1 protein-coding gene is annotated in these 572 nt (G+C 62.6%); it reads left to right on the top strand.

Translation table 11 applies throughout. The features are described 5' to 3' along the window. Positions 1-55: 55 nt before the first annotated feature. On the top strand, positions 56-572 hold a 517-nt coding region (locus EOA49_RS32340; protein ID WP_206520263.1), incomplete at its 3' end, for a DNA translocase FtsK.

The following is a 572-nucleotide window of genomic DNA, read 5'->3' on the forward strand; positions in this document are numbered from 1 at the left end:
AACCACTATCGCTGAGGTCGTTATTCGTCCGAGCAGCGCCCCCGCACAGCAAGATATGAAGGAGACCTCGGGCCCGGCACCATCGGGGAACGGGGAGAGCTTTGCCGGCATGGTGTCTCGCCGAGCAGGGCAGATACAATCGGAAGCCGGGGAGGACGATCAATGGCTCGAGGCCACGGCGAGCCGCCTGCGCACCGCACTCATGGGTTACAATCTGCAGGCCAAGATCGCGGGCATGCGGTTGACGCCGAATGCTGCGCTTGTTCGGTTCGTCGGCAGCGACCGGCTTCGCGTCGAGGACATCGAGGCAAAGCAATCGGCGCTGCTGACCACACATGGTCTGAGGCTGATTTCCGTATCTCCGCTGCCCGGCGAAATCGTGGTGGGTGTCGCACGGCCCAAGCGACAGATCGTCTCGATGTGGGATCTTTGGGCGCGCCGCGCCCTGAATCGCAACGCCGCGGGGCTTAACACGAGCTTCTTGCTCGGGCTGCGCGAACTTGATGGCGAGATCCTCTATCTTAACCTCGGTGGATCCTTTGCCGGAGGGTCTCAGCATGACCCGCATACGC

Source organism: Mesorhizobium sp. M1A.F.Ca.IN.020.04.1.1, from assembly GCF_003997315.1.
In the GTDB taxonomy this organism is placed as follows: Bacteria; Pseudomonadota; Alphaproteobacteria; order Rhizobiales; family Rhizobiaceae; genus Mesorhizobium.